Consider the following 683-nt stretch of genomic DNA (forward strand, 5'->3'; position numbering starts at 1 on the left):
GAGGACGCGCCGCAGGTCGACGGCGTCACCTACCTGCCCGCCGACGTGACCGACGAGGACCAGGTCCGCGCCGCCCGTCGCCACCGCCGCCGAGGCCGCACCGCTGCGCGCGGTCGTCAGCTGCGCCGGCATCGGCCCGTCGGCCCGCATCCTGAGCAAGCGCGGCACCCACGACCTGGCGCTGTACCGCAAGGTCGTCGAGATCAACCTCGTCGGCACGTTCACCGTCATGACGCTCGCGGCCGAGAAGATGGCCGAGACCGAGCCGCTGGACGACGGCCAGCGCGGCGTCGTGGTCAACACCGCGTCGATCGCCGCCTTCGACGGCCAGGTCGGCCAGGCCGCGTACTCGTCGTCCAAGGGCGGCGTCGTCGGCCTGACCCTGCCGGCCGCGCGCGACCTCGCCCAGCACGGCATCCGGGTCAACACCATCGCGCCGGGCATCGTCGAGACCCCGATGCTGGCGACGGTCTCCGAGGAGTTCCGCGCCGGCCTGGCCGCCGGCGTGCCGTTCCCGCAGCGCCTCGCCCGCCCGGACGAGTACGCCCAGCTCGCCACCTTCCTGGTCGAGCACGACTACCTCAACGGCGAGGTCGTCCGCATGGACGGCGCGCTGCGCATGGGCGCCGGCGCTGACCCTCGCCCCGGCACGACGACGGGGCCCACGTCCGGGTGGACGCGGG

2 protein-coding genes are annotated in these 683 nt (G+C 74.7%); one reads left to right on the plus strand and one right to left on the minus strand.

Going from position 1 to position 683, the window contains the following annotated elements; all coding sequences use genetic code 11:
- Positions 1 to 225: hypothetical protein (locus AC2W7G_RS17860; protein ID WP_485869610.1), on the minus strand; the 225-nt coding region annotated here is incomplete at its 3' end.
- On the opposite strand from AC2W7G_RS17860, the gene AC2W7G_RS17865 reads away from it, so the two are divergent.
- Positions 149 to 683 (plus strand): SDR family NAD(P)-dependent oxidoreductase (locus AC2W7G_RS17865; protein WP_485869611.1); only part of this gene is annotated, 535 nt, incomplete at its 3' end. The genes AC2W7G_RS17860 and AC2W7G_RS17865 overlap by 77 nt on opposite strands.

The organism is Aeromicrobium sp. PFPM2_SD2 (assembly GCF_057364525.1).